The 18,708-nt window shown below is 71.4% G+C and carries 15 protein-coding genes; 6 read left to right on the top strand and 9 right to left on the bottom strand.

The genetic code is table 11. The features are described from left to right. Both M4J07_RS22715 and M4J07_RS22720 read left to right on the top strand, forming a co-directional pair. Positions 1 to 853 (top strand): M28 family metallopeptidase (locus tag M4J07_RS22715; RefSeq protein ID WP_255974814.1); only part of this gene is annotated, 853 nt, incomplete at its 5' end. A gap of 160 nt (positions 854 to 1,013) precedes the next feature. Next, the gene (locus M4J07_RS22720) at positions 1,014 to 1,613 is read left to right on the top strand and encodes a flavodoxin family protein (protein ID WP_255974815.1); all 600 of its coding nucleotides are present in this window, start codon (positions 1,014 to 1,016) and stop codon (positions 1,611 to 1,613) included. Here M4J07_RS22720 and M4J07_RS22725 read toward each other — a convergent pair whose 3' ends face one another. From M4J07_RS22725 to M4J07_RS22740, 4 genes are all read right to left on the bottom strand, one after another. After that, positions 1,614 to 2,495: an ABC transporter permease gene (locus M4J07_RS22725; RefSeq protein ID WP_255974817.1), complete on the bottom strand. Its 882-nt coding sequence runs from the start codon at positions 2,493 to 2,495 to the stop codon at positions 1,614 to 1,616. Further along, positions 2,482 to 3,420, bottom strand: coding sequence for an ABC transporter ATP-binding protein (locus M4J07_RS22730; protein WP_255974818.1), 939 nt, complete (start codon positions 3,418 to 3,420; stop codon positions 2,482 to 2,484). Before M4J07_RS22730 ends, M4J07_RS22725 begins: the two co-directional genes overlap by 14 nt. Before the next feature lie 110 nt (positions 3,421 to 3,530). Next, positions 3,531 to 4,739: a LolA family protein gene (locus M4J07_RS22735; RefSeq protein WP_255974820.1), complete on the bottom strand. Its 1,209-nt coding sequence runs from the start codon at positions 4,737 to 4,739 to the stop codon at positions 3,531 to 3,533. Between the two features lie 249 nt (positions 4,740 to 4,988). After that, positions 4,989 to 5,963 (bottom strand): CHRD domain-containing protein, encoded by a 975-nt coding sequence (locus M4J07_RS22740; protein WP_255974821.1) that lies wholly within the window; start codon positions 5,961 to 5,963, stop codon positions 4,989 to 4,991. Positions 5,964 to 6,150: 187 nt separating this feature from the next. Here M4J07_RS22740 and M4J07_RS22745 point away from each other — a divergent pair, with 187 nt between their 5' ends. Next, positions 6,151 to 6,678 (top strand): COG4315 family predicted lipoprotein, encoded by a 528-nt coding sequence (locus M4J07_RS22745; RefSeq protein WP_255974823.1) that lies wholly within the window; start codon positions 6,151 to 6,153, stop codon positions 6,676 to 6,678. An 81-nt stretch (positions 6,679 to 6,759) separates the two neighbouring features. On the opposite strand, the gene M4J07_RS22750 is transcribed toward M4J07_RS22745, so the two are convergent. Next, complete coding sequence (locus tag M4J07_RS22750; protein ID WP_255974824.1) at positions 6,760 to 7,770, bottom strand: polyprenyl synthetase family protein; 1,011 nt, start codon at positions 7,768 to 7,770, stop codon at positions 6,760 to 6,762. Positions 7,771 to 7,985: 215 nt separating this feature from the next. Between M4J07_RS22750 and M4J07_RS22755 the strand changes: the two genes are divergently transcribed. Continuing rightward, positions 7,986 to 9,488, top strand: coding sequence for a peptide MFS transporter (locus M4J07_RS22755; protein WP_255974826.1), 1,503 nt, complete (start codon positions 7,986 to 7,988; stop codon positions 9,486 to 9,488). Between the two features lie 9 nt (positions 9,489 to 9,497). After that, entirely contained in the window at positions 9,498 to 11,504 is a 2,007-nt protein-coding gene (locus tag M4J07_RS22760) for a CocE/NonD family hydrolase (RefSeq protein WP_255974828.1), read from the top strand. A 101-nt stretch (positions 11,505 to 11,605) separates the two neighbouring features. Here the strand turns inward: M4J07_RS22760 and M4J07_RS22765 are convergent, their stop codons facing one another. From M4J07_RS22765 to M4J07_RS22775, 3 genes are all read right to left on the bottom strand, one after another. Further along, a complete protein-coding gene (locus tag M4J07_RS22765; RefSeq protein ID WP_255974830.1) occupies positions 11,606 to 12,412 on the bottom strand; it encodes an HAD family hydrolase in 807 nt (268 codons plus the stop codon). A 168-nt stretch (positions 12,413 to 12,580) separates the two neighbouring features. Beyond that, on the bottom strand, positions 12,581 to 13,783 hold the full coding sequence (locus M4J07_RS22770; protein ID WP_255974832.1) for an FAD-dependent oxidoreductase: 1,203 nt from the start codon (positions 13,781 to 13,783) through the stop codon (positions 12,581 to 12,583). Positions 13,784 to 13,839: 56 nt separating this feature from the next. Beyond that, positions 13,840 to 15,093, bottom strand: coding sequence for a carboxylate--amine ligase (locus M4J07_RS22775; RefSeq protein WP_255974834.1), 1,254 nt, complete (start codon positions 15,091 to 15,093; stop codon positions 13,840 to 13,842). Positions 15,094 to 15,324: 231 nt separating this feature from the next. On the opposite strand from M4J07_RS22775, the gene fahA reads away from it, so the two are divergent. Next, positions 15,325 to 16,560, top strand: a complete 1,236-nt coding sequence (fahA, locus tag M4J07_RS22780; RefSeq protein WP_255974836.1) for a fumarylacetoacetase — start codon at positions 15,325 to 15,327, stop codon at positions 16,558 to 16,560. A gap of 101 nt (positions 16,561 to 16,661) precedes the next feature. On the opposite strand, the gene recQ is transcribed toward fahA, so the two are convergent. After that, on the bottom strand, positions 16,662 to 18,635 hold the full coding sequence (gene recQ, locus M4J07_RS22785) for a DNA helicase RecQ (RefSeq protein WP_374215069.1): 1,974 nt from the start codon (positions 18,633 to 18,635) through the stop codon (positions 16,662 to 16,664). Between the last annotated feature and the right edge of the window lie 73 nt (positions 18,636 to 18,708).

Genomic DNA, 18,708 nt, shown 5'->3' on the forward strand with positions numbered 1-18,708 from the left:
CGTCGCCGCTGCCGCCGCGCCCGACATACCGGTGGCCAACGTGACCGCGCACCTCGCCCAGTTCCAGTCCATCGCCACGGCCAACGGCGGCAACCGCGCCCACGGCCGGCCCGGCTACAAGGCCTCCCTCGACTATGTGAAGGCCAAGCTGGACGCGGCCGGATTCACCACCTCCGTGCGGCAGTTCACCTCCGGCGGCCGCACCGGCTACAACCTGATCGCCGACTGGCCGGGCGGCGACGAGAACCAGGTCGTCATGGCCGGCGCCCACCTCGACAGCGTCACCGCGGGCCCCGGCATCAACGACAACGGTTCCGGCTCCGCCGCGATCCTGGAGAACGCGCTCGCCGTCTCGCGCGCGCAGCTCAAACCCGCGAAGCACCTGCGGTTCGCCTGGTGGGGCGCCGAGGAGCTGGGCATGGTCGGCTCCCGCAACTACGTCAACTCCCTCGCCACCGGCGACCGTTCGAAGATCGACGCCTATCTGAACTTCGACATGATCGGCTCGCCGAACCCCGGCTACTTCGTGTACGACGACGATCCCGCGCTGGAGAAGATCTTCCAGGAGTACTACACGGGGCTCGGCATCCCCACGGAGATCGAGACCGAGGGCGACGGCCGCTCCGACCACGCCCCGTTCAAGAGCGCGGGGATACCGGTCGGCGGGCTGTTCAGCGGCGCGGACTACACGAAGACGGCGGCGCAGGCGCAGAAGTGGGGCGGGACGGCGGGCAAGCGGTTCGATCCCTGCTACCACTCGTCGTGCGACACCACGTCGAACGTGAACACGACGGCCCTGGACCGCAACGCGGACGCGATCGCGTACGCCTTGTGGGGGCTGGCTGCGCAATAGCGCGTCCGCGGGTCGGCGGGTCGGCGGGGGCTACCGACTTCGGCCGCCGGCCCGGTGGGGGCTGGTCGCCCCCCAACCCCGGACACCCTTCCCCCAAGTACTTGCGCGTGCATATACTGCACGCGCAAGTACATACCCGTACCGCACCCCTGGGGGACCCATGCCCACCCGCCGCGACTTCCTCTTCGTACTCGGCAGCAGCCGCCCCGACGGCAACACGGAGATCCTCGCCCGCAAGGCGGCCGAACAGCTGCCGGCCGACGTGGGGCAACGGTGGATCGACCTCGCGGAGCACCCGCTCCCCGAGTTCACGGACCTGCGGCACGACAGCGACCACGTCCGCCCGCAGGGAGACGATGTGGCGCTGCTGCTGGACGCCACGCTGGAGGCGACCGACATCGTCATCGCCTCGCCGCTGTACTGGTACTCCGTCTCCGCCCCCACCAAGCGCTACCTGGACTACTGGTCGGGCTGGCTGCGCACCCCCGGCGTCGACTTCAAGGAGACGCTGGCCGGGCGCACCCTGTGGGGCGTCACCGCGCTGGCGCACGAGGAGTTCGTGGTCGCCGACCCGCTGGTCGGCACGCTGCACAACTCCGCCGCCTACATGGGCATGCGGTTCGGCGGCGTGCTCCTCGGCAACGGCAGCAAGCCGGGCGACGTGCTCACGGACGAGACGGCGCTGACCCGCGCCAAGACGTTCTTCGCGCAGGATGCGCCGCTCGCCCGGTTCGCGTACGAGACCGAGGACGCCGCGTAGTTACGCCGTGATGTCCTTGGCCGTGAAGCGGGCCCAGGCCGCCGAGCCGAACACCGCCGCGTACAGCGCCTGCAACTGGAGGTTCTTCGTGAGGTCGTCCCAGTAGACCGGTTCGCGCATCAGGTCGGCGAAGGACAGCCAGTGGTGCGAGAAGAAGTACGGCTGGACGGCGTGCAGTTGGGGGATCTGGTCGAGGATCTGGACCGTGATGAGCAGGCCGACCGTGGTGGCCATCGCCGCGATGCCGCTGTTGGTGAGCGTCGAGACGAACAGGCCGAGCGCGGCGATGCCGATCAGGGACGCCGCGACCACGAGCGCGATGAGGAAGGCCCGCCACAGCCCTTCGGCGAAGCCGATCCGCGTACCGGAGATGGTGACCACGTCACCGAGCGGGAAGAGGACGGCCCCCGTGACCAGCGCCGAGACGGCGACGACCAGGGTCGCGACGACGCAGAACGTCATCGTCGTCGCGTACTTGGTGAGCAGCAGCCGGGTGCGGCCCGCCGGGGCGACCAGCAGATAGCGGAGCGTGCCCGCGTTCGCCTCGCCCGCCACCGCGTCGCCCGCGATGACGCCGACGGCCATCGGCAGGAAGAACGGGAGCGTCGCGGCGAGCGAGGTGAAGACGAGGAACAGGCCGTTGTTCGTGATCTGCGCGATGAAGGCGGGCCCGCCGCCGTCCGGCCCTCCCCCGCCGATCGTCGAGCCGTCGCTCGTCTCGATCTTCACCGCCACGCCGATCAGGATCGGTACGCCGGTCAGGACCGCGAGCAGGGCGAGGGTGCGCCAGCGGCGGAACGTGGTGGACAGCTCGCTGCGCAGCAGCCCGAGGGTCCACACCGCCTTCACCCGGGGCGCGGCGAGCGCTTCAGCCTGCGACATCGAATCCTTCTCCCGTCAGGGCGACGAACGCGTCCTCCAGGGAGGCCCGCTCCACGCCGAAGCCACGCACCCGCACGCCCACGGTGACCAGTGCCGCGTTCAGAGCCGCCAAGTCCATGTCGGGGGGCGGTGGTTCGGCCGTGATCCGGTCGCCGTCCGTCGTCAGGACCGTGATGCCGCACTCCTTCAGGACGCGGCCGGCGTCGATGATGTCCGGTGTGGTCACGACGAGCTTTCCCCGTGCCCCCGCGGCGAGTTCGGCGACGGGCCCCTGGGTGATCAGCCGGCCCTGCGCCATCACCGCCGCGTGCGAGCACACCTGCTCGATCTCGTCGAGGAGGTGCGAGGAGAGGAAGACGGTGGTCCCGTCGTCCGCCAACTCCCGTACGAGGGTCCTGATCTCGCGCATGCCCTGCGGGTCCAGGCCGTTCGTCGGCTCGTCCAGGACGAGCAGCCGGCGCGGCTGGAGCAGGGCAGCGGCGAGACCGAGGCGCTGCTTCATGCCGAGCGAGTACGCCTTCGCCTTCTTGCCCGCGGCGGCCCGCAGGCCCACCCGCTCCAGCGCCCCGTCGACCCGCGCCTTGCGGGTGCGCGGGTCGGCGGTGGGATCCGCCGAGTCGTAGCGCAGCAGGTTGTCGCGGCCGGACAGGAACCCGTACAGGGCCGGCCCCTCGATGAGCGCGCCGACCTGCGGCAGTACGGCGCGCGTCGCCCGGGGCATCGGGCGGCCGAGGACCTCGGCGGCGCCCGACGTCGGCTCGATCAGGCCCATCAGCATGCGGATGGTGGTCGTCTTGCCCGACCCGTTCGGCCCGAGGAAGCCGAAGACCGCCCCCTCGGGGACGGTGAGACTGAGCCGGTCCACCGCGAGCTGGCCGCCGCGGTACCGCTTGGTGAGCTCTCTGGTCTCGATGACCGTCGCCATGCCCCTCCCCAGTACGGATTTCCCCAGTACGGATTAGCTACAGGGTTTCACCAACGGACGAGGGGGCGGTGCGCACCGCCCCCTCACCCTTCGACCGTGCCGGCCCGGCCTCAGCCCGCGTCGGCCGCCTTCACCAGGGCGTCCTTGGTGACCGCTCCGGCGTACGCCTTCCCGTCCTGGGTGATCAGTACGTTCACCAGCCGGGTCGAGTACACCGTGCCCGTGCCGAAGTCGCCCTTCACCTGGTCGCCCAGGGAGCTCAGGAACTTCTGCGCGTCGGCCGGCAGCTCGCCGGACGCGGCGCCGGACGCCATGCCGCCCGCTTCCTTCGGCAGCTTCAGCTCGGCGATCGAGGTCCAGCCCTCGCCGATCACGTTCAGCCCGTCGAGCTGGTCGGCGCCCTGCGGCACGGCCTTCTCGCGGTCCTGCGTGCGCAGCTCGTCGGCCTCGGTGACCTTCGTGCCCTTCGACGGCTTGAAGTCGAAGGTGGACGCGGCCGGCTTGCCGAAGTCGACGCTGGTGAAGCCCGCGTCGACGACGGCGGCGCCGCCGCTCGCCGGGGTCAGCGTGAACTTCAGCGGCGTACCGGTCTTCGCGTCCACGGACACCGTGATCGCACCGACCGTCGACCCCGACTGCTTGGGCTTGATCTGCAGCCGGTACGCGTCCCGGCCCGCCACCTGCGCCGTGCCGTCGACGGTGATCGACGTGGTGTCGGCGGACGCCTTGAGGATCTCGTCCGTGAGCTGCTTGGGCGTGGCGGGCAGCTGCTCGGGGGTCTTCTTCCCCGCCCGGTCACCGGCCGCCCGGGTGTCCTTCGCGTGGTACGCCTCGTTCGACGCGCTGTCGTAGGCCCACACGTCGGCGCCGTTGTGGATCACGCTGTACTCGGCGGCGTCGTCCAGGACCGACAGCTTCTGCCGGTCGGGGCCGTCCGCCGCGACGCGCAGCGTGTGCTCCCCGGTGGCGAGCTCGGTCAGCTTCGTCCTGGGGTCGGCGGACGATCCGTCGCCCTTCTCCCCGCCGCCGCCCCCACCGGTGAAGCCGCCGACGGCGGCGCCGCCCAGCGAGGGCAGACCCAGATCCGTGTGGATCTTCACGGTGCCGGACAGCTGCTCGGTGTCCGATGTGGCGATCTTCTCGATGAGTTCCTGGGCCGTGACCTTCGGGAGGTCCGGGTCGCCGGAGTCGGCGAGTGCCGGGACGAGCCCGATCGTCGCCGCGGCCACCCCCACCACGGCCACCGGGACCGCGTACCGGACCGCCTTCCGGCGTCCGGTGCCCTGGCTCTGGCTGTCTTCGGATTCGTACGGTGCCATGTCTGTTGCCCTACCTCCGTGATCGGCGGCGGCTTACCGTCCTGTGCACTCGTCCCTGCTCATGAAATGCGTCCACCCCGAGCCGCCATTCTCACCCGAATTGGTAAGGAGTGGTGTACCCAATCTGACCAAACCGGCCATGCGGAAGCGTCAGACCCCGGGATCAACTCCGCGTACTCCTACGGGATGACACACGGCGGCGGCGCCTCCCCCGACCCGTAGGGGAGACGCCGCCGGTCGTCCGCTCGGTCAGCGCTGCACGAACACGTAGTCCGCCCGATAGGGCACGGCCGCGAGGTCGCCCGCGGCACAGCTGCCGGAAGGGGCCACGCCGCCCACGGTGTTGAGGCGGAGGATCTCCGCGGTGCCGGCCAGCAGGCCGTGCCGCTTGCCGGACTGCGTCGCCTTCAGGTCCAGCTCGGGGATGTTCCCGTCACCGTTCGGCATCTTGCCGATGACGGCTCCGGTGACGGCGCTGCGGTCGGGCGCGACCCACTGCGGCGTACCGGAGTCCGGCGCGGTGAAGGAGTGCGCGATCCGCCCGCCGAGCACGGCCCTGACGTCCCGTTGCGCGAAGGCGAACGCGCCGGTGGCCGGGTCCTTCTTGCACTCGTAGATCTGCCGGCCGCGCACGACGGACGCCTGGAAGCTGTCGAGCGCGTCCCCGAAGCCGAACGGTGTCGTCACCCGGTGGAGCTGGCCGCGGACGGCTCCACCGGGGAACTCGGCCGTGTGCAGATTGGCGTAGAACGCACCCGGATCGGCCTTCAGCCGGCCCAGCAGGGCGCTGTCCTTGACGGTGACGGTCCCCGTGAGGCTGCTGTGGTGCCTGATGTCCTTGAGGTTCGTGTCCTTGAGGAGCGAGCCGAAGTCGATCTTCACGCCGCCGTTCGTGCCCTTGGCGCCCTCGTGGATGTGGAGCATGGTCGGCCGGCCGGTGCCCCGCCACTTCACGGCGACGGACACCTTGTCCCCCGCGACCTTCACGAACTCCAGGGCCGCGCCGTCCTGGTCGCCGACCGCCGGACCGCCCTGGACGGGGACCTCGTTGGCGCCGTTCAGGCTCGCGGCGAGGACGGTCCCCCGGCCGCCGTCGCCGCCCTCACCACCGTGGTGGCGCTGGGCCGCCAGGGCCGGCGGGACGGTCAGCGCGGCGGCGGTGGCGGCCGCCGCGACGACGCCGCAGGCGATGACCCGGGTGCGGATGCGCATGCGTGTGCCCATGTTCAGTTCTCCCCCTGCACGAGCCGGCGCCCCCTGCGCCGGCTTCCGGGCTGCAGTACGGAACCGATCCGATCCTGGACTCAATCCAATGATGTGAGCTGCGTCACACCGTTGGGCCGTCCGTGGAAAACGGCCCCGGAATCCGTACCTGAGGGTGGCAGCAGCAGGCACGGACTAGGGGGTCGCCATGCTCGCCATCAGGTATCTCAGTGGTTTCACCGCGGCCGGTCTCGCGGTGGTCGCGCTCACGCTCGCCGGCTGCGGCGACAACGGCGGCGACAGCGGCAAGAAGGCCGGAGGCGGGGCGAGCGGCGGCGCCACGCTCGTCGCCGCCCGGGCCGAGAAGGTCTCCGGCACCGTCGTCACCGACCGGGACGGCTACGTCCTGTACCGGTTCGACGCGGACGCGGCCAAGCCCACGAAAGTGACGTGCTACGACGCCTGCGCCAAGCTCTGGCCACCCGCGAAGACCTCCGGCGACATCACGGTCAAGGGCGTCGACCGGAACCTCGTGTCGACCGTGAAGCGCACGGACGGCTCCACCCAGCTCACCCTCGCCGGGTGGCCGCTGTACCGGTACGCCAAGGACGACGAGCCCCGGGAGGCGTACGGGCAGGGGGTCGACGGGACGTGGTTCGCGGCGACGCCCTCCGGGGGCAAGGCCGCCGGTTCCGGGTCCGCCGGTTCTCCGTCCAGCGGGTCCGGCGGGTACTGAGCGTCGCGGCCCATCGGGGCCGGGGTCACGGGGCGCCGCCCCGGACCCCGCTCCTCAACCGCCGGAGGGGCTTGAACGGCGTCAGCCGGCCCGGTGGACCACCGCGTCGCACAGCTCCACCAGTGCCGCCTTCGCCTCGCACTCCTGGAGCGGGGACAGGGCGGCACGCGCCTCCTCGGCGTAGCGGACCGTGTCGCGGCGGGCCTGCTCCAGAGCCGGGTGGGCGCGCAGCCGGGAGATCGCCTCGGCGAGCCGCGCGTCGTCCGCGAGGTCGGAGTCGAGGAGCTCCACGAGCGCCTGGTCCTCCGGCAGCCCGAGCCGTGCCGCGCGCTCGCGCAGCCGCAGCACCGGCAGCGTGGGGATGCCCTCGCGCAGGTCGGTGCCCGGGGTCTTGCCGGACTCGTGCGAGTCGGAGGCGATGTCGAGGACGTCGTCGGCCAGCTGGAAGGCGACGCCGAGCCGCTCCCCGTACTGGGTCAGGACGTCGACGACGGTCTCATCGGCGCCGGACATCATGGCGCCGAACCGGCAGGCCACGGCGATGAGCGAGCCGGTCTTGCCGCTGAGCACGTCGAGGTAGTGGTCGACGGGGTCGCGGCCGTCGGCCGGGCCCGCCGTCTCCAGGATCTGGCCGGTGACCAGGCGCTCGAACGCCTCCGCCTGGATGCGCACCGCGTCCGGGCCGAGGTCGGCGAGGATGTGCGAGGCGCGGGCGAAGAGGAAGTCGCCGGTGAGGACGGCGACGGAGTTGCCCCAGCGCTGGTTGGCGCTCGGCACCCCGCGGCGCACGTCCGCCTCGTCCATCACGTCGTCGTGGTACAGCGTCGCGAGGTGGGTGAGCTCGACGACGACGGCGGAGGGCACGATGCCCGGCGCGTACGGATCGCCGAACTGCGCGGCGAGCGTCACGAGAAGCGGCCTGAAGCGCTTGCCACCGGCCCGCACCAAGTGCTGGGCGGCCTCCGTGATGAAGGGAACCTCGCTCTTCGTGGCTTCGAGCAGTCCCTCCTCGACGGCCGCCAATCCGGCCTGGACATCGGCTTCGAGAGCCTGGTCCCGCACGCTAAGACCGAAAGTCCCGACGACGGTCACGAGTGGGTCTCCTGTCTGCTGACGATCACATGGCGAACTCGGTCGATCATTCGGTCGATGACACGGTTTGTCGATGTGTCGCTGCCATCACTCAAGTCAGCGTATCCGGTCGCGTTTCGATCACAGGGGGCGCCTGCCCGGACACCCCAGACCGGGCGGCTCCCGGACACCCCCGGTATGTTCTTGATCAGCCGATACGACCGGGAGTACGCACTTTGTCCCGTACCGCGACCGACACGGATCCGGGGGCCCAGCCGCCGCCGGGAGACGACACGGCCTTCTTCGGGCAGCCCCGTGGCCTGCTGACGCTCTCCGGTCTGGAGGTCTGGGAACGCTTCTCGTTCCTCGGCATGCAGGCCATTCTCGTCCTGTACTTCGCCGACACCGTCGCACACGGCGGCATGGGCATGGACCCCGGCACGGCCGCGTCGGTCTCCGCCGCGTACGGCACGCTGGTCTATCTGGTCTCCGTGGCCGGCGGCTGGCTCGCCGACCGGATCCTCGGCTCGTACCGCGCGGTCCTGTGGGGCGGCATCCTGATCGCCTGCGGCCACTACTCGATGGCCGTGCCGACGGCGACGATGACGTGGGTGGGTCTGGGACTCATCAGCGCGGGCACGGGCCTCCTCAAGCCGAACGTGGCCTCCATGGTCGGCAAGCTCTACCGCACCGACGACGAGCGCCGCGACGCCGGCTTCGCGCTCTACTACATGGGCATCAACATCGGCGCGTTCGCCGGCCCGCTGATCACCGCGTGGCTCGGCGACCACAAGGGCTGGCACTGGGGCTTCTCCGCGGCCGCGATCGGCATGACGTTCGGCCTCATCCAGTACGTCGCCGGGCGGCGTCACCTGGCCGGACGCAAGCACTCCGCCGAGTACGCGCTGCCGCCGGAGGGGCTGCGCCGGGCGGTGCGGCTGATGATCGTGGGCGCGGTCGTGGTGGTGGCGCTCGCCGTGCTCCTGGCCGCGGTCGGCTGGCTGACGATGGACCGGTTCGTCGACTGCCTCACCGTCATCTCGGTGATCGCGCCGGTCGTCTACTTCGCGGTGATGTTCCGCAGCCCGCGCGTGACGGCCGACGAGCGCGGCCGGCTGCGCCCCTACCTGGTCCTGTTCATCGCGTCCGTCGCCTTCAACTTCATCCTCTTCCAGGCCTACTCGACCATGATCCTGCTGGCCTCGACGAACGCCGAGACGACCATCTTCGGTTTCCACTTCCCGGCCGGCTGGTACGCCTCCGCGCTCGGCGCCTTCGAGGTCGCGCTCGCCCCCGTCGTCGCCGCGCTGTGGGCGCGGATGGGCCCGCGCCAGCCGCACGCCTCCAACAAGATCGCGATCGGCGTGATCCTGGGCGGTCTGTCGTTCCTGCTGATGGTCCTGCCCACGTCCGGGCACAGCGACGACACGTACAAGATGGCCGTCTGGTGGATCGTCGGCTCGTACCTGCTGCTCGGGCTCGGCGACATCCTCGTGGAGACCTCGGGCATGTCGGCGACGACCAAGCTCGCCCCGAAGGCCTTCGCCAGCCAGACCATGTCGCTGTGGTTCCTGTCGCTCGCCCTCGCGAACGGCATCCAGGCGCAGACCGTGAAGCTCTACGGCGAGGTCTCCAACCCCGCGTACTTCGGCGTCAACGGCGCGATCGCCGTCGCCGTCGGTGTCGCCGTGATCGCCCTGGCGCCGTGGCTGCGCCGCACCATGCACCCCGTTCACTGAGGTACCTCCATGACGACGACTCCCAAGATCCGGACCGAGTTCCCCTACGGGACCACGCGCGAGGACATCCGCGTACCCCTCCCGGACGGGACGACGCTCTTCGCCCGCGTCTGGCGCCCGGTGACGGACGAACCCGTCCCCGTGCTCCTCGAGTACCTCCCGTACCGGCTCTCCGACTGGACGGCGCCGCGCGACTGGCAGCGCCACCCCTGGTACGCGGGCCACGGCTACGCCTCCGTCCGCGTCGACGTGCGCGGGCACGGCAACTCCGAGGGCCTGCCCGGCGACGAGTACGACGCGCAGGAGCTCGCCGACGGGGTGGAGGTGGTGAACTGGCTCGCCGCGCAGCCCTGGTCGTCCGGCAAGGTCGGCATGTTCGGCATCTCCTGGGGCGGTTTCAACTCCCTCCAGATCGCGGCCCTCGCGCCCGAGCCGCTCAAGGCGATCGTCACGGTCTGCTCGACGGACGACCGCTATGACAACGACGTGCACTACATGGGAGGTTCCGTCCTCGCGGTGGACATGCACGCGTGGGCGGCGACGATGCTGGCGTTCGTCTCCCGCCCGCCGGACCCGCAGTTCGTCGGCGACCGCTGGAAGGAGATGTGGACGCGGCGCCTGGAGGCCGTCGACCCGTTCATCCACACCTGGCTGAAGCACCAGACCCGCGACGACTACTGGCGGCACGGCAGCGTCTGCGAGGACTACTCGGCGATCACCGCGGGCGTACTCGCGGTGGGCGGCTGGCACGACCCGTACCGGGACACGGTGCTGAGGCTGGCCGAACACCTCCCGGACGCACAGATGCGGGGCATCATCGGCCCCTGGTCGCACCAGTACCCGGACCGCTGCCTGCCGCCCGGTCCGGCGATCGGCTTCCTCCAGGAGACGCTGCGCTGGTGGGACCACTGGCTCAAGGGCGAGGACACGGGCGTCATGGCGGAGCCCAAGCTCCGCTCCTGGATCAGCGACGCGCACCCGCCGGCCACGGTCTACGAGGAGCTGCCGGGCCGCTGGGTCGGCGACCCGTCCTGGCCGTCCCCGAACGTCACGCCCGTCACCTACGCCCTCCAGGGCGCCCCGGTGGTCGTGCGCTCCCCCCAGCACACGGGCCTGGACGCGGGCCGCTTCTTCCCGTTCGGCAACGACGGCGACCTGCCGCCGGACCAGCGGGACGAGGACGCGAAGTCGGCGTGCTTCGAGTTCGAAGTGCCGGAGGAGGTACGGGTGCTGGGCCGCCCCAAGGTGACGCTCCGGCTCACCTGCGGGGTGCCGCGCGGCCAGGTCGTGGCGCGGCTGTGCGACGTGGCGCCGGACGGCTCGTCCACCCTGGTCACCCGGGGCGTCCTGAACCTCTCCTCGCGGCACGGCCGGGCGGCCAACGTGCCCTGGGTGCCCGGCACTTCGGAGGACGTCACCTTCGAGCTGAACGGCATCGGCCACGCCTTCCCCGCCGGCCACCGGATCCGCCTCGCCGTGTCGTCCGCGTACTGGCCGTGGATCTGGCCGCAGCCCGGCTCGGAGGCCGGATTCACCCTCGCCCCGGTCGGCAGCATCCTCGAACTCCCGGCGCGCAGTGGCAATTTGGGCCCGGTCATCACGTTCGGCACACCGGAACAGTCGGAACCCCTGGGAGTCGTGTACCCCGCCTCCCTGGAGGAGGAGCGCCCCGAGCGCCTCGTCGTACGGGACGTCGCCAAGGGCGAGTGGAAACTGGAGGTCGACCCGCGTTACGGCGGGACGCGGGTGTACCCGGACGGCCTGGAGTTCACCGAGGACGCCCTGGAGACGTACGTCATCGACGAGACCGACCCCCTGTCGGCCCGCACCCGCTCCGACTGGTCGATCCGCCTGCACCGGCCGGAGCTGGCGTGGGACGCGACGGTCGAGACCCGCTCCGAAATCTCCTGCACGGAGCGGGAGTTCGTGACGTCCAGTGAGGTGGTGTGCCGGGACGGGGGTGAGGTGGTCTTTCATCGGACGTGGGAGGAGAGGATTCCGCGGACGGCGGGGTAGCGGGCCCTGCCTCTTGACGGCTGCGCGCCGGCGCAGGCCTTTCAGGGGCGCAGGGAACCGCGCGAGAGGCCCCGCCGGCCCGCACTCGCCCACGCACCCGATCAGCCCCCGAACACCCGCTCCAGCACCACCGCCACCCCATCCTCCTCGTTCGACGACGTCACCTCATCGGCGAGCGCCTTCAGCTCCGGATGTGCGTTCGCCATCGCCACCCCGTGCGCCGCCCACCCGAACATCGGCACGTCGTTCGGCATGTCGCCGAAGGCGATCGTGTCGGTGGGGCCGGCGCCGAGGCGGTCCGCGGCCAGTTCCAGGCCCGTCGCCTTGGTCACGCCGCGTGGCTGAAGCTCGACGGTGCCGGGGCCCGACATCGTGACGGTGGCCAGCGGGCCGACCGCCGCCCGGGCGACCGCCGCCAACTCGTCGTCGTCCAGGGTGGGGTGACGCAGCAGCACCTTGCTGATCGGCTGCGCCCACAGTTCCGCGCGGCGGTGCACCCGGACGGCGGGGAGCGTGGGGTGCGGCATCAGGTAGCCGGGCTCGATGAGGGTGAGGCCCTCCACGCCGTCCTGGTCGACGGCCGCGTACAGCTGCCCGACCTCCGCCTCGATCTTCCCGATCGCCTGCTCGGCGAGTTCGCGGTCGAGGGTGAGGGACCACAGGAGCCGGTCGTGCGCCGCGTCGTACAACTGCGCGCCCTGCGCGCACACCGCGAGCCCACCCTCCCCCAGGTCGTCGAGGAGCGGCTTCACCCGCGGTGCGGGGCGGCCCGTCACCACGATGTGCCGGGCCCCTGCGGCGGTGGCTGCGGCCAGGGCTGCGCGGGTCCGGTCCGAGACGGTGTCGTCGCTGCGCAGCAGCGTTCCGTCCAGGTCAGTGGCGATGAGTGCATATGCGGGTGCGGCCATGATCCGAAGAATACGGACCAGCAGCCCCAACGACCCGTCGACTACCGGCCGCATGGGGTTGGTGTGGTAATGGACGCACCCAGGATCGGCCCCCGGGATCCGCCCCGGCACCGGGCCTTCGGCGCGCGCCCGCACCGAAGGCCCGGTGGCGGCCCGGGCAGCGGCGAACTAGCCGTGCGCCGCCGCCAGATGCCGCGCGAGCCGCGGCGAGGCGAACTCCGTGCCGCACACGAACCGCATCACCGGCCCGTACGACGAACCGCCCAGCATGCCCGTGAAGTACAGGCCGGGCACCGAGGACACATAGCCGGCGCCCAGCCGCGGGGTGCCCCGGCTGGTGGCGAGGCGGGTGCGCAGGCCCTCGCCGAGGAACGGCATCGCGGCCAGGTCGACGCGGTATCCCGTCGCCGCGATGACGTGGTCCGCGGCGATGTCGTCGAGCCGGCCGCCGTGCGTACGGACCGTGAGGACCGGCGCGCCCTCCGACACGGTCACCCGCTCCACCCCGGCGACGTCCCGCACGCCCACCTTCCCCTCGAACCGCTCGCGCAGCCACCACGCGCCGAGCGGGCCGAGCACCCGCCGGACCAGGAAGTGGCGTGCCTGTGGCGGCAGTTGGCGGTACTGGTGGGGGTAGTACGTGAGCGCGTACAGCGACCAGGCCCGGCCGAAGGGTGTCTCCGGGCGGAAGCGCGGCTGGTCCCAGGGCGGCGCCCCGAAGCGGACCCGGCCCTTCCCCCGTGCGACCACCTTCACGCTCGCGCCCGCCTCCGCCGCGAGCGCCGCCGTCTCCAGCGCCGACTGGCCCGCGCCGACCACGATCAGCTCCTGGCCGGCGAACCGGGACAGGTCGTGGTGCTGGGCGCTGTGCGAGAGCGGGCCCGTGGGGGTGGGTCCGTCCGGCACGGCGGCCGCGAACTCCCGCGGGACGTACTCCAGGCCCGACAGACCGGTGGCGACGACCACGGCGCGCGCCGTGAACTGCTCGCCCGAGTCCAGCTTCAGCTCGAAGCCCGCCGTGCCGCGCCGGTCCACCGACACCACCCGGACCCGCTCCAGCTCGGGCACCAGCTTCTTCTGGAACCAGTCCCCGTACGCGACGAAGGTCTCGGCCGAGATCAGGTCCTCGTCCGTGACGAGCCGCTCGATGCCGGCCGCGTCGCAGTAGTCGACGAGGTCGTGGCCGCGCTGCGGCGCGTCGATGTTCGACGCGGACGGGACCGACTTGAGGATCATGCCTTCGGGCATGTGCGAGCGCCAGCTCACCATGGGTTCACCGAAGACCCTGACAGGTATGCCGCGCGCCCGAAGATGGGCGGCGGTCGACAGGCCGTACGGACCGGCCCCGATCACAGCTACCGGATGGATCACGAAGTCCCTCCCCAGGACGACGCAGCGTCACTTACTTCGTGCCGGCCCGGCCTCCGCTAGGCGGCGGCCGAACCGGTCGCACTGCCGCGGCGATTGGTCCGCCACAGCTGATAGAGATGCTTCGCCCCGGGCCGAACGAACCGGGCGAGCATCGTGAAGAACGGCCGCGGGTCGTCGGCCGCCCACCACGCCAGCTCCGTGCCGCTCGCGCGGGACGGGGCGTGCGGGGTCGTGTATCCGCTGCGCCGGTAGGCGAGCAGCGCCGGCAGGTCGATGTTCTCCACGACGTACCGGTGACCCGCCCGCTGTTCCCCCTCCGGGACGGCGCGGCCGGTCAGATCGAGGTGCATGGCACGGACGACGTCGACGCCCGACTCGTTCTCGAACAGGCGGAACTGGGCGCCCATCCGCGGATTGAAGTCGAGCAGCTTGTACTGCCCGTCGCGCCGGTCGAAGCGCAGGTCGAGGTCGATGATGCCGGTGAAGCCGATCTGTTTGACGAAACGCGCGGCGAGGTCCGCGAGTTCCGGATTGTCGACGACGTACGCGTTCGCCGTCATGCCCGCGTGCGGCGGCCACGAGCGGACCTTGACGCCGGTGAACATGGCGAGCGGCGTGGAGTCCTGGTCGACGTACGCGTGCACGATCCAGTCCTCGGCGTCCTCGCGCGGCAGGTACTCCTGGAGGATCACGCCGGGCTGCTCGCCCCAGTCCCGGGCGAGCTCGCGCAGGCCGTCCGGCGAGGCGATCCTCGTGGTCCCGTTCACGGCGGGCCGCGAGCGGCGGGTGAACGCCTCCCGGTTCTTCGCGACCACCGGGAAGCGGGCCTTCGCGGCAAAGTCCTCGATGTCCGCGTACGACCCGGGGAACGCGGCGGCCGGCGACGGGATGCCGTGCTCCACGCACAGCTCGTGCAGCCCCTGCTTGCTGGCCACCCGGCGGGCCAACTCCCGCTCCACGCGCGGGAACAGGAACCCGGCCGCCGCCAGCGGCTCCTGGTGCTCCGCGATGAGGACGGCCGCTTCCTCGTCGGTCGGGATCATCACGGTCGGCCGCCCGATCCGGCGCGCGACGCGCAGCAGCCCGTCGACGAGCCGCGCCGGCTCCTCCGCCCCGGTGGTCCGCCAGGGAAAGGCCCGGTGCAGATAGCGCGAGGCCGCCGCGGGCGTGTAGCGGTCCTCGGTGATCGCATACATGGGGACGCCGAGACGCCCCAGGCTGCGGATGGCTCCCACTCCTCCGTGGTGCAGCGGATAGTCGCCGAACTTCACAATGAGGCCCGGCACGTCCCGGTCCACGGCGAACGGCATACGTCCAGCACCGCTCCGAGCACTGCCGGCACTCCTGGCCACGGGTCCCCCCACGTGTCCCCCTTCGGACCCGGACCCACCCCGTCCGCGCCCACCGGACATAGACGCTAAGCCGGAACTGACCACTCCATCAACGGGTCATTCGGACATTGCGAACTCTTTAGGCACTGCCCGAACGGGCGACTCCCACGTAACGTGTGCCGCACTCGATGGAAAGTGAGGCAGGTAGGCATGGCCGGCACCTCCGAGCACACCCCGCTCGACCTCCCCGAAGGCGACCCCTTCGGTGCGCACAACCTCCCTTACGGAGTCTTCTCCGAGGGCCCCGACGGTGAGCGCCGGGTCGGCGTCCGCCTCGGCGACCACGTCCTGGACGCGGGCGCCGCGGCCCTGGCCCTCGGCTCCCCGTACGCCGCGCTCCTCGCGCAGCCCACGCTCAACCCCCTGCTGGCGGCGGGCCGTACGGCGTGGTCGGACGTGCGCCGCGCGCTGACCGCCTGGGTGACGGTCCCGGCGCACCGCGACACGGTCCGCCCGTTCCTGCACCCGCTCGCCTCGGTGACGCTGCACCTCCCCTTCGAGGTCGCGGACTACGTCGACTTCTACGCCTCCGAGAACCACGCCTCGAACCTGGGCCGCCTCTTCCGTCCCGACGAGGAGCCGCTGAAGCCCAACTGGAAGCACCTGCCGGTGGGTTATCACGGCCGGGCGGGCACGGTCGTGGTCTCCGGGACCGATGTCGTCCGCCCGTCGGGGCAGCGCAAGGGCCCCGCCGACCCGGCGCCGGTCTTCGGCCCGTCGGTCCGCCTCGACATCGAGACGGAGGTCGGCTACGTCGTGGGCGTGCCGTCCGCGCAGGGCACCTCGGTCCCCCTCGCGTCCTACCGCGACCACGTCTTCGGCATCTGCCTCCTCAACGACTGGTCGGCGCGCGACATCCAGAACTGGGAGACGGTGCCGCTCGGCCCGCACCTCGGCAAGTCCTTCGCCACCTCGGTCTCCGCATGGATCACGCCGCTCGACGCCCTGGACGCGGCCCGCACGGCACCGCCGGAGCGGACGGTCCCGCTGCTCCCCTACCTGGACGACACGGACGCCACGGACGACCCCGCGGGCTACGACCTGCGCATCACGGTCTCCCTCAACGGCCACGTCATCTCCGAGCCCCCCTTCTCCGGCATGTACTGGACGGGCGCCCAGATGCTCGCCCACATGACGGTCAACGGCGCGTCGCTGCGCACCGGCGACCTCTACGGCTCGGGCACGATCAGCGGCACCGAGGAGAACGAGCGCGGCTCCCTGATCGAGATGACCTGGAACGGTCAGCGCCCCCTCGAACTCCCCGACGGCAAGCGGGGGTTCCTGGAGGACGGTGACGTGGTGACGATGACCGCGTGGGCCCCCGGCCCCGGGGGCGTCCGGGTCGGCCTGGGCGAGGTCACGGGCCGCGTCGTGGGTCACCGGTAGGACGACGCACTGCCGTCTGCCGGGTTCCGTTTCGTCGGCCGCTGCGGGCCGGTGGGGCTTCTCGCACCCGCGATCGAAACGGAACCCCGCAGACGCCCCGCCTACCAGTCCACGTCATCCGGCTCGGGCTCGAAGTCCGGCTCGGGTCCCGGCTCCGGCTCCGGCCCCAGCTCATCCGGAACGGAACCCACATCGGAACCGGAACCGGAACCATCGAGCCCGCCGAGAACCTCCAGCACGCCCGGCCCCCACGTGGCCAGCTTCTTCTCTCCGACACCCCCGATCGTGCCCAACTGCCCCATGGACGTCGGCTGTTGCAGAGCGATCTCGCGGAGCGTGGCGTCATGGAAGATGACATACGCCGGCACCCCGTTCTCCTTCGCCTGCGCGCCGCGCCAGGCCCGCAGCGCCTCGAAGACGGGGACGAGCTCGGCAGGCAGCTCGACCGCGGCCGCCTTGGGCCGGCGCTCCCGCGAGGCCCGCGCGGCCGTGGCCGGCTTCGCCTCCTTGCGGAACCGCACCTCGCGCTGCCGCCCGAGCACGCTCCCGCTCTCCTCGGTGAGCACCAGCGTCCCGTACTCGCCCTCGACCGCGACGAGGCCCTGCGCCAGCAACTGCCGCACCACACCCCGCCATTCCGCCTCGGCCAGGTCCTCGCCGATGCCGAAGACGGAGAGCTGGTCGTGGTCGAACTGGATGACCTTGGCGGTGCGCCGGCCCATCAGGATGTCGATGATCTGGCCCGCGCCGAACTTCTGCCGCCGCTCCCGGTCCAGCCGCACCACCGTGGAGAGGATCTTCTGCGCGGCGACCGTGCCGTCCCAGGTCTCCGGCGGCGTCAGACAGGTGTCGCAGTTGCCGCAGGCGCCGGGCGCCTCCTGACCGAAGTACGTCAGGAGCTGGGAGCGCCGGCACTGCGCCGTCTCGCACAGCGCCAGCATCGCGTCCAGGTGGGACGACGCCCGGCGGCGGAACGCCTCGTCGCCCTCCCCCATGTTGATCAGCTTGCGCTGCTGGACGACGTCCTGCAGCCCGTACGCCATCCACGCCGTGGACGCGAGGCCGTCCCGGCCCGCGCGGCCCGTCTCCTGGTAGTAGCCCTCGACGGACTTCGGCAGGTCGAGGTGCGCGACGAACCGGACGTCCGGCTTGTCGATGCCCATGCCGAACGCGATCGTCGCGCAGACGACGAGGCCCTCCTCGCGCAGGAAGCGCGACTGGTGCCGCGCGCGCGTGCCCGCGTCGAGACCCGCGTGGTACGGAACCGCCTCGATGCCGTTCTTGCAGAGGAACTCGGCGGTGGCCTCCACCGACTTGCGCGACAGGCAGTACACGATGCCCGCGTCGCCCTCGTGCTCCTGCTTCAGGAAGCTCAGCAGCTGCTTCTTCGGGTCGGCCTTGCCGACGATCCGGTACTGGATGTTCGGCCGGTCGAAGCTCGCCACGAAGTGCTTGGCGTCCGGCATGCCGAGGCGCTGGGTGATCTCCTGGTGCGTGGCGTGCGTCGCCGTCGCGGTCAGGGCGATGCGCGGCACGTCCGGCCAGCGCTGTCCGAGCACGGAAAGCGACAGATAGTCGGGGCGGAAGTCGTGCCCCCACTGCGCCACGCAGTGGGCCTCGTCGATCGCGAAGACGGAGATCCTGCCGCGCGAGAGCAGGTCGAGGGTGGAGTCGAGCCGGAGCCGCTCCGGCGCCAGATAGATGACGTCGAGCTCACCGGCGAGGAACTCGGCCTCCACCAGGCGGCGCTCTTCGAAGTCCTGCGTCGAGTTCATGAACCCGGCCCGCACGCCGAGCGCCCGCAGCGCGTCCACCTGGTCCTGCATGAGCGCGATCAGCGGTGAGACGACGACGCCCGTGCCGGGTCTGACCAGGGCCGGGATCTGGTAACAGAGCGACTTGCCGCCGCCGGTCGGCATCAGCACGACGGCGTCACCGCCGCTCACCACGTGCTCGATGATCGCCTCCTGCTCACCGCGGAAGGCGTCGTACCCGAACACGCGGTGGAGCGTGGCGAGGGCCGCACTGTCGGCCCCGCGCTCCGTCACCTCGCTCATGACCTCAGTCCCATTCATCGCTGATCCCCCGTGCGCCGTGGTTCGACGTCTGCAGCAACGATAGGGGGCACCGACGACAACGCGGAAAGTT

It is taken from the genome of Streptomyces longispororuber, from assembly GCF_024448165.1.
GTDB lineage: Bacteria > Actinomycetota > Actinomycetes > Streptomycetales > Streptomycetaceae > Streptomyces > Streptomyces longispororuber_A.

What these genes read in the sequence shown, in the direction of transcription:
- M4J07_RS22720 (WP_255974815.1), top strand. Translation starts at nt 1,014, where the DNA reads ATGCCCACCCGCCGCGACTTCCTCTTCGTACTCGGCAGCAGCCGCCCC.
- M4J07_RS22725 (WP_255974817.1), bottom strand. Translation starts at nt 2,495, where the DNA reads ATGTCGCAGGCTGAAGCGCTCGCCGCGCCCCGGGTGAAGGCGGTGTGG.
- M4J07_RS22730 (WP_255974818.1), bottom strand. Translation starts at nt 3,420, where the DNA reads ATGGCGACGGTCATCGAGACCAGAGAGCTCACCAAGCGGTACCGCGGC.
- M4J07_RS22735 (WP_255974820.1), bottom strand. Translation starts at nt 4,739, where the DNA reads ATGGCACCGTACGAATCCGAAGACAGCCAGAGCCAGGGCACCGGACGC.
- M4J07_RS22740 (WP_255974821.1), bottom strand. Translation starts at nt 5,963, where the DNA reads ATGGGCACACGCATGCGCATCCGCACCCGGGTCATCGCCTGCGGCGTC.
- M4J07_RS22745 (WP_255974823.1), top strand. Translation starts at nt 6,151, where the DNA reads ATGCTCGCCATCAGGTATCTCAGTGGTTTCACCGCGGCCGGTCTCGCG.
- M4J07_RS22760 (WP_255974828.1), top strand. Translation starts at nt 9,498, where the DNA reads ATGACGACGACTCCCAAGATCCGGACCGAGTTCCCCTACGGGACCACG.
- M4J07_RS22765 (WP_255974830.1), bottom strand. Translation starts at nt 12,412, where the DNA reads ATGGCCGCACCCGCATATGCACTCATCGCCACTGACCTGGACGGAACG.
- M4J07_RS22775 (WP_255974834.1), bottom strand. Translation starts at nt 15,093, where the DNA reads ATGCCGTTCGCCGTGGACCGGGACGTGCCGGGCCTCATTGTGAAGTTC.
- fahA (WP_255974836.1), top strand. Translation starts at nt 15,325, where the DNA reads ATGGCCGGCACCTCCGAGCACACCCCGCTCGACCTCCCCGAAGGCGAC.
- recQ (WP_374215069.1), bottom strand. Translation starts at nt 18,635, where the DNA reads ATGAATGGGACTGAGGTCATGAGCGAGGTGACGGAGCGCGGGGCCGAC.